Origin of the sequence: Campylobacter sp. W0066.1 (assembly GCF_024723635.1) — a bacterium.
Lineage (GTDB): Bacteria > Campylobacterota > Campylobacteria > Campylobacterales > Campylobacteraceae > Campylobacter_D > Campylobacter_D lari_C.
The window spans coordinates 1-8488 of the sequence record NZ_JANQCW010000025.1 but is presented as its reverse complement, the minus strand read 5'-3'; the positions used below and the strand labels follow the sequence as shown (position 1 = coordinate 8488).

Sequence of the window (8488 nt, the reverse complement as noted above, 5' to 3'; positions counted from 1 at the left end):
ATTACTTGATGTACAAAAATTAAGCTAGAATACATAAGAAAGGAAATAAATGAAAAATTTTTTTAACTCATTGCAAGATAAAGAATTTATTTTTGCACCACAATGCTATAAAACATGTAATGGAGGATGTTGTCATAATATTCACGCACAATATTTTAAATTTAATAAATCTAGTGCGGTGATATTGCCCATGCTTGAAGTTGAATATCTTTCGCTAAAACAAGCTGGTAATACATATTTAGAAAATGGAAAAGTCAATACCTTTACTTTAAAAAATGGAAAGAAAATTAATGCTTATTTTGCAAAATGTGATTTAAATGGACTTTGTGATCCTCACAGCCTTAGACCTTTGATATGTAAACTTTACCCTTATTATCCTCAGGTTGATTATGAGGGAAATTTTTTAGGGGTTAAACCTTGTGCATTGTTTGATATTTTTTATAAAGATGCCAAAAAGCACTATTGCACCATAACTCATAGAAAAAATGATGAGTTTTTAAGAGAGTTTGAGCAAAGCACACAGGTATTAAGAAAGGAACCTATAATGATATTTGTATTTAAGGTACTTGAAGTGATAGAAGAAACTCTTAAACAATATACTTATGATCATTATGGAAAAGTAATTTATCTTGAAGAATTAACACATGAAGAAAAATTTGATTTTTTTGCTTTTCAAGAAATTAATTCTATGACTATGCAAGCATATAGAAATGAAAAATTTATTGATAAAATTCAAGATATATATGATAATCTAGAGTTACTATATCAAGATCAATTTACAAATTATTTTAATGATTAGAGAAAATTATGCTCAAAAATGAAACTTATTTCATAGACTCTTGTGATGATGTAGAATTAAACATAAAAAGAGAAAGTAAATTAGAATATAGAATTACCTATGATGATGACAAAGAGATGAAAGCTGTTGTTTTTATGATAGGTGGATATGGTGCCAATGTTGATTTGTCAATTATTGATTTTGATAGACAATTTATAGCTAAGAAATTTGAAGTAGTAGTTGTGAGTGTTTTATATCATTGTTATGGTTGTAGGATAAATGATAAAGATAAAAGATACAGCGCGCAATTTTCGTATGATGAGTACAATGTGAATCAATTGAAAAAATCTCTAGAGAAGATGAACTTTAACACAAATAGACTCAGTACTTGGAATATGAAAGAATATCTTGCGTCATTGGAGTCTACTATTGATACTTATAAGTTGAAAGGGATTTTAGCTGATGATTATAGGTTATTTATAACTTCTACCATGTTACCAACTAATAATGAATATCAAAATTATGGTATTATGGCAGCAATTGACTGCATTAATGCTTTAAAAGATTTATGTAAAAAATATCCTAATTTTGGAAAATTACCAAAAATTTATGGAGGAAGATCTTATGGAGGTTATCTTTCTTTATTATTGACTAAAATTGCTCCTTGGTATGTTGATGGAGTGATAGATAATTCGGGTGAAGCAATATTGCTTTTGGGTTATATCATAGGAAAAGATTTAGACCATCCTGATGCATTTATTAATTCTAAAAATTTTTTAGTAGGTTGTTTTATAAAAACATATTGGAATGCCAATAAAAATTCGCCATACTGTTTTAAAGATGAAAATTATGAAATAAGAACTTTATTAAATCAAACACATTTGATTTTACAAGCTCAAAAAAATAAAAATATAATATACACAAGTTATCATAGTTCAGAAGATCCATTGACTGCTCATGAGTTTAAAGTTCAATATATGCAAATTCTGAAAACTTTGGGTTATGATGTAAATTTTCACTTGATAGATGAAAAGGATATAGATGGTAGATTTGTAAAAAGACTTACGCATGGAGGTGGAATTACTGATAAAGCTCTATTTGGTAAAGAATTACCAAAAATGCTTGAAAAATTTAAGGATAAAAAATTCACTATGCGAGAGGATAGTATAAGTTATCCTTGTAAGGATAAAGTTTTTACTTTTAAAGATAAGGGCGATAAATTTGTGCTTGAGATTATATAACTTCCTCAAGCATATTTTTAATTGCAGAAAAATCTTCGAAATTATCTGGAGTAATATATTTAGCGTCTAAATTTTTTCCAATAAATTTTTCTATTTCAAGTATTAATTTCATCATATCCATGCTATCAATAATATCATCATCTACTAAATTACGACTATTTTCATTTATATCACTTCTATTAATTGCATTAAACATATTCTGTATATCACTAAAATCAATTTTCATTTTTATCCTTTTTATTTATTATGATATCTAAATTTTTATAAAAACAAAGTTATAAGGTTTTTAATAAAAACAATTATATCAAAACTTATAAAATACTTCACTATTTTTATTTTTTTGATATCTTAGCCAATATCCAGCTAACATTGAAGAGAATAAAGTGGTAAGTATCAAAGTTGTAAAAAAGCTAGTATTGATAATTTGATAATAAAAAGCAACGCTAGCTAAAACAATGCCAGGACCTCCTCTTGCATTCATGGTGATAGCAAAATTAACTCTTGATAAATTAGAAATTTTCAAAGTTAAAAGAGATAAATAACATCCTAAAAACTCAAAAACGCAAGCTAATAAGCAAAACATAACAAACATAATAAATGAAAATTCATGAATAACATTTAGCTGTATTCCAATTAGTGCAAAATATATCGGAATAAAACAAGAAAAAGAAAAATCAGATATACTAGTAATTTTTTCTTTTAACTCATGATTGTTTTGTAGTGTATTTTTGATTAAAAATCCCACTAAAAAGGAAGTATACATGGGATTAATATGAACAATATTTAACAACGCAATAGCTAAAAATAATAGTACAAAAGAAAGCGTAAAAAAGTCTATAGATTCAAAATGAAAATGAATTTTGCTAACAATATTTGCTAAAACTTTTACAAGGATAAAAAGAATAATAGTAATAAAAGCCGTCCATAAGTTATTTTCAATTGAAAAAGAATTGCTTGTTGAGGCATTAATAGCGACATTGAGTAAAATCCACAAAAATAAATCTTGTATGGTGGAGGTAGTTAAAACTATACTAGCAAATCTTGTTTTTATGATGCCTATATCAAAAAAAATCTTTGAGATAACAGGAATTGAAGTAACTGCTATGGCTATTAAAAAAACCAAACTAAAAGATAAATCACTTCCTTTTTCTCCAATAAAACTATCTTTGAAATAATCAATAAAAAAATAGCCTAAAGCAATAGGTATAAAGGTTGCTCCGAAAAATAAAGTAGAAATGATTTTAATGTTTTGTTTTTCAAAATTAATTTGTGTGTTAAAACCTGCAATAAACATTAAAAATATAAGGCCTAATTGATAAAAAGTACTTAAAATTTTTCCTTGCTCTTGAAAATTTAAAAATATATGTGTAACAAATTCAGGTGTTATAATATAAAGCCCGCTAGCTCCTAATATAAACCCTCCTGTAATCTCCCCAATAACCTTAGGTGCTTTTAAAAAGGTAAAAATTTTACCAAAAACAAAAGCTGATAAAAGTAAAACACCTAAAGATAAAAATATAGCAGTAAGATTATCAGGACTTAAAGATTCAAATTTCACATATTTCCTTTTATAGCATTATCTTTTCAAAGTTAATCTCATTTTTCATTAAATTCAAGATTTTTATACATTCTTGCACATATTTCCCAACAGCTGTTTCTTCAGATAATTGAATTCCATAAACACCACTTTTTGATATATTATATAAATCATCGATTTCTGCTATAGTAGGTATAGGTTTTTCTTCCATATTTTTAAGAATTTGAGTTGCTAAAAATACTCTTACACCATTATGATTAGCCATTTGAATAATATAATTTTGAAATCTAGGAATTTTTTCGATACCAATTTCTGTAGATAAATCTCCTCTATCTATTAGTATAAAATCAACTTCATGTAAAATTTCATATAGATTATTTACTGCTTCTAAGGTTTCTATTTTTGAGATGATCTTGGTGTCTGAATTTAATGATTGTTTTAACTCTTTTATATCTTGAGCTTTTCTTACAAAAGAAGCTCCAAGATAGTCAATTTTAAACTCATTACACAATTTAATCAATTCCATATCTTTTTCAAATAAAAATGGAATATTTGTATGGAGATTTCTTATATGCATACCTTTATTGTTTAATAATAATCCATCGCTTTTAGAAGTAAATACTATTTCTTCATTACTAACAGACTTAACAATAAACAAAAACACGCTATCATTAGCATATACTTGCATACCTGGTTGAATTAGTTTATAAAAATCTTTAAAGTTAAATTGTGTGGTTTTTAAAGTAAAATCTTGATCTTTGGAAACTTGTATAGGCTCATTGATATTAGCAGTTCTTATCTTATTGCCAGGAAGATCAATTAAAATTTTGGCAGATTTGTTTTGATTTCTTATATTAAAAATAGTATTTTTTATATCTTCTAAATTACCATGAGCTCCATTTATTCTATAAATAAAATTATCTTGATGAATTTCATTAATTTTAAATTTATTACCTAAGCTTGGACCTACTGTTAATATATATTTTTGCATTTTAATCCTTTATAAAAATATTATTTACTCCAAGATTTATGAGAGTTTGGGCAACTTCTTTTCTCATAAATCTTTCATCTGGAATTTCTCCTGAAATTAAAGCTTTTCTAATTTTAGTACCACTAATAGAAATTTTATGAGTATCTTTGTGCGAACATACTTTTTCACTAACTATTTCCTGACATTTGGAACAAAAATATGGTTCTTTTAAAAGCAATAGTTCTATACCAAGCTCATTTGCAGAGTTTAGCTCTTTTGCAAGTTTGTGTGCTTCATATACTCCATAATAATCACCCACTCCTGCATGATCTCTACCTATAATAAAATGAGTACATCCTGCATTTTTGCGAACTATTGCATGAAAAATAGCTTCTTTGGGACCAGCATAACGCATATTAGTTTCTAAACCTTGTATAAATACTCTATTTTTTGGATAAAACTCTTCAAACATTATTTTATATGCACTCATAACCGCTTCTTGGGTAAAATCACCTTCTTTTTTCCATCCGATTAAAGGATTAATAAACAAAGCATCGCAAAGTTCTAAAGCGATTTTTTGTAAATGCTCATGAGCTTTATGTATAGCATTTCTTGTTTGAAAACCTGCAATGGTTTTTACTTCTTTATTTTTTTTACTAAAAATATCTTGCAATATATTTTTATATAAGCTATCTTGATAAAATTCTTCTTTAAGTTGTATTTTTCCTGCAATTTTGAAGGAAGATTTTGATTTTTCTTTTTTTATACCAGGATGATTTAGATCTTTGGTTTGATAAATTTCAAACAAATCTTTATCTTGCACCTGAAATTTATCTTCTATGTGTATATTTCCTATTAATTCGTTTTTATAATACAAATCTCTTATACTACCTACAGTGTAAGAATTTAAATTTTCCACCTCTAATGTTATAGGTAAAGTCCAAATTGAACCATTTGTGAGTTTCATATCATAAACTACATTTTTAAAATCTTCATAGTTCATAAAACCTTCTAAGGGATCAAAAATTTTCGATGCAAGATATTTAAGGTCTAAAAAATTTTCATGGTTAATGGTTATCATTGTTATTTTCTTTTAAGATTTTAATGATCATTTGTACTTTTTCTTTTATTTTATCTTGAGAAGAGTTGTCAATAGTCAAGTTAGCTTGAGGTTGGTCAAAACTAATATCAATGCCAACTACATTTTGTGTTTCTTTATTTATTGCTTTAGTATAAAGACCTTTTTGATCTCGCTTTATTAATTCCTCCATATTGCATTTAATATAAACTTCAATATAATTTTGAAAAATTTGCCTATTGTATTTATAAATTTCATTAAACATAGATATTGTGGTGATGATAACTATCATGCCTTGATCATTTAAAAAATTAGCAAATTTAGATCGCTTGATAGCCAAGTTAATACGACTTTGCTTATCATAATCGTATGCTCCTAAAATATCTCTAAATTCATCGCCATCAAGATAAATAATATTAGCATAATCTTGTTTGAGTGTATTATATAAAGCTTTTCCTATTGTGCTTTTACCACTCCCTGCAAGACCTGTTAAAGTGATAACTGGAAAAGTTGTGTTCATTTGACTTCCTTAAATACTTTTTATTTGATTATCTTTAAAACCTTCCTATCAATCTTCCCATTTGCATTTAAAGCAAATTGTTCTATTTTAACAAATTTCTTAGGTGTCATGTAAGCAGGGAGTTTGTCTTTTAAAAAGTTTTTAAAATCTAACTCTTCCTTGCTTTCATAAAAACAAATAATTTCTTCTTTAAAAATACAAGCACAATTTCTTACATTCTCATGAGAATTTATAATGCTTTCTATCTCTCCAAGTTCTATCCTATGTCCCATATATTTGATTTGATGATCTATTCTTCCATAGCATAAAAGCTCGCCAAATTCATTATAAGCTACCACATCACCTGTTTTATAAAGCAAGTCTAGGTAATTATCATGCAAAGGATTTTGCATAAAAGCTTGCTTTGTTTTTTCTTTATCGTTGTAATACCCTAAAGAAAGACAAGTTCCTCTTACATAAAGCTCGCCTTTAATTCCTATTTGACTTGGAGTAATTAAATTTAAATTTTCATCAAAGACTAAAAGTTGGGTATTTTTACATGCTTTTCCTATAGGTAAAAGCTCATCATCGCTAAATTGCCTATCAATTATATAAAAAGAGCATACATCGGTAATTTCAGTAGGTCCATAAAGATTAGCAAATAAAGCATTAGGAAGGTATTTGCGCCAAATGTTGAGTTGTTTATTTGGCATGATTTCGCCACAAAAAAGAATTTTATTTAAATTTTTTAATTTGGTGCTATCTACCGCATTAGTATTAGCAAAATAAATCAGCACTGAAGGTACCCAAAAAATTGTTGTTATTTTTTCTTGTTCTAGATACTCCAAAATTTTATTTGGAAAGGCAAAAAGATGATTTGGCAGTATATGAAGTGTAGCTCCTATTTTAACAGAGCTAAATATATCTAATATGCTATTATCAAAGTAAAATGGTGCTTGATTAGCAAGTATATCTTCATGATTTAGTTTAAAAGTCTCACATACCCAAAAAGTATAATCAATCACACTTTTATGGCTTATACTTACTCCTTTTGGAGTTCCTGTGCTTCCGCTTGTAAAAAAGACATAAAGTAAATTAGTATCTATGTGATTATTTAAAGCTTTTTCTAAAGCATTTTCATTTATAACAAAGCTTTCAAAATCTTCTGTGAAGATAGTATTAAGATTAAAATCTAAATTTAATTTTTTAGAAGTAATTAAAAGCTTTGGTTTTAAAACTTCTATAACTTTTTCTACACGCTCTTTAGGGCTTTTTTCATCTAAAAGTGTATAAAAATTTCCACTTTTTGCTACACCAAAAAAAGAAAGCAAACAATCAATCCCTTTAGGAAGTATGATTAATACAGGATCTTGTGTACTTTTAATAGGAAGTTTAGAAAGAATTTTACTTGCTATTTTTTTACTTAAATCATTAAATTTTTTATAGCTTATACTTTTACCATTAAACTCAACAAAAGCATTTTTGCTTCCAAATTTAGCAACACTTTCTAGTAAAAAATCATTGATGTGGGTTGTCATGAGCTTCCTTAAAAAATTTTGGTTATAATAACATAAATTATAGCTAAGAAAGAAAAATATGCTCACAAATCAAACCTATTTCATAGACTCTTGTGATGATGTAGAATTAAATATAAAAAGAGAAAGTAAATTAGAATTTAAATTAACTTATGATGATAGCAAAGAAATAGAGGCGATTGTTTGTGTTATAAATGGTATTGGCGGAGATATAAAAGATGATTTATATATAAGTGATTATTGTGCTAGAAATTATAATGTAGCAGTTTTAAATGTAAATTATCATTGTATAGGAAATCGTCCTCAAACTGGAGCAACATATTATTTAGATGATATCGACAAGCTTATTTTAGACACTAGTTTAAAAGCTATAAGTATTATTCCACCTTTTAATATTAATCGTATTGATACTTTTGAAAAAATTAATCATTGTTTAGAATCTATAGATGATCAAATTTCTATTTTAAAATCAAAATGGATATTAGATGTTTCGTATATTTTAAAATTAAGTATAACTCTTCAACCTACCAAAAATGAATATCAAAATTTTGGTATTATGCAAGCAATAGATATACTAAATGCTCTTTTATATATTAGAAAAAGTTCTCCTTTTAAAGCTATGGGGGGGGGTATAAAGTATATTTTAATCGGATCCTCGCATGGAGGATATTTAGCAAATTTATGTGCAAAAAATAGCTCCTTGGCTTGTTGATGTTGTGATTGATAATTCTTCTCATGTTAGTCTTACTAATTTATGGAGGGTTATAGGTTTTGGAAAAGAAATTGATTATACTAAATATTATAATTTTTTAACACCAAATACCTTCAATCATATAAAGCTTTATGGTTA

Annotated in this window: 10 protein-coding genes; 4 read left to right on the top strand and 6 right to left on the bottom strand. The window is 26.6% G+C overall.

Annotated features, from left to right (window positions below):
- Positions 1-49: 49 nt before the first annotated feature.
- Positions 50-799 (top strand): hypothetical protein, encoded by a 750-nt coding sequence (locus CAMP18497_RS07880; protein ID WP_263678129.1) that lies wholly within the window; start codon positions 50-52, stop codon positions 797-799.
- Between the two features lie 8 nt (positions 800-807).
- Positions 808-2019 (top strand): DUF2920 family protein, encoded by a 1212-nt coding sequence (locus CAMP18497_RS07875; RefSeq protein ID WP_337213648.1) that lies wholly within the window; start codon positions 808-810, stop codon positions 2017-2019.
- Here the strand turns inward: CAMP18497_RS07875 and CAMP18497_RS07870 are convergent.
- From CAMP18497_RS07870 to CAMP18497_RS07845, 6 genes are all read right to left on the bottom strand, one after another.
- Positions 2012-2215, bottom strand: coding sequence for an acyl carrier protein (locus tag CAMP18497_RS07870; RefSeq protein WP_442867801.1), 204 nt, complete (start codon positions 2213-2215; stop codon positions 2012-2014). The genes CAMP18497_RS07875 and CAMP18497_RS07870 overlap by 8 nt on opposite strands.
- A gap of 108 nt (positions 2216-2323) precedes the next feature.
- Positions 2324-3577: a cation:proton antiporter gene (locus tag CAMP18497_RS07865; protein WP_337213646.1), complete on the bottom strand. Its 1254-nt coding sequence runs from the start codon at positions 3575-3577 to the stop codon at positions 2324-2326.
- Between the two features lie 10 nt (positions 3578-3587).
- Positions 3588-4547 carry a pyruvate kinase gene (locus tag CAMP18497_RS07860; RefSeq protein ID WP_263692698.1) on the bottom strand — a complete coding sequence of 320 codons (960 nt, stop codon included), beginning with the start codon at positions 4545-4547 and terminating at the stop codon, positions 3588-3590.
- Between the two features lies 1 nt (position 4548).
- Positions 4549-5607: a sulfate adenylyltransferase gene (locus CAMP18497_RS07855; protein WP_337213643.1), complete on the bottom strand. Its 1059-nt coding sequence runs from the start codon at positions 5605-5607 to the stop codon at positions 4549-4551.
- A complete protein-coding gene (locus CAMP18497_RS07850; protein WP_337213641.1) occupies positions 5594-6124 on the bottom strand; it encodes an adenylyl-sulfate kinase in 531 nt (176 codons plus the stop codon). The genes CAMP18497_RS07855 and CAMP18497_RS07850 overlap by 14 nt, the downstream gene beginning before the upstream one ends.
- A gap of 20 nt (positions 6125-6144) precedes the next feature.
- A complete protein-coding gene (locus CAMP18497_RS07845; RefSeq protein ID WP_337213639.1) occupies positions 6145-7641 on the bottom strand; it encodes an amino acid adenylation domain-containing protein in 1497 nt (498 codons plus the stop codon).
- Between the two features lie 58 nt (positions 7642-7699).
- Between CAMP18497_RS07845 and CAMP18497_RS07840 the strand changes: the two genes are divergently transcribed.
- Positions 7700-8350, top strand: coding sequence for a DUF2920 family protein (locus CAMP18497_RS07840; protein WP_337213637.1), 651 nt, complete (start codon positions 7700-7702; stop codon positions 8348-8350).
- Positions 8322-8488 (top strand): DUF2920 family protein (locus tag CAMP18497_RS07835; RefSeq protein ID WP_337213651.1); only part of this gene is annotated, 167 nt, incomplete at its 3' end. The genes CAMP18497_RS07840 and CAMP18497_RS07835, both read left to right, overlap by 29 nt.

Coding starts and splice junctions, on each gene's coding strand:
- CAMP18497_RS07855 (WP_337213643.1), bottom strand. CDS start 5,607: ATGATAACCATTAACCATGAAAATTTTTTAGACCTTAAATATCTTGCA.
- CAMP18497_RS07840 (WP_337213637.1), top strand. CDS start 7,700: ATGCTCACAAATCAAACCTATTTCATAGACTCTTGTGATGATGTAGAA.
- CAMP18497_RS07870 (WP_442867801.1), bottom strand. CDS start 2,215: ATGTTTAATGCAATTAATAGAAGTGATATAAATGAAAATAGTCGTAAT.
- CAMP18497_RS07860 (WP_263692698.1), bottom strand. CDS start 4,547: ATGCAAAAATATATATTAACAGTAGGTCCAAGCTTAGGTAATAAATTT.
- CAMP18497_RS07850 (WP_337213641.1), bottom strand. CDS start 6,124: ATGAACACAACTTTTCCAGTTATCACTTTAACAGGTCTTGCAGGGAGT.
- CAMP18497_RS07845 (WP_337213639.1), bottom strand. CDS start 7,641: ATGACAACCCACATCAATGATTTTTTACTAGAAAGTGTTGCTAAATTT.
- CAMP18497_RS07875 (WP_337213648.1), top strand. CDS start 808: ATGCTCAAAAATGAAACTTATTTCATAGACTCTTGTGATGATGTAGAA.
- CAMP18497_RS07880 (WP_263678129.1), top strand. CDS start 50: ATGAAAAATTTTTTTAACTCATTGCAAGATAAAGAATTTATTTTTGCA.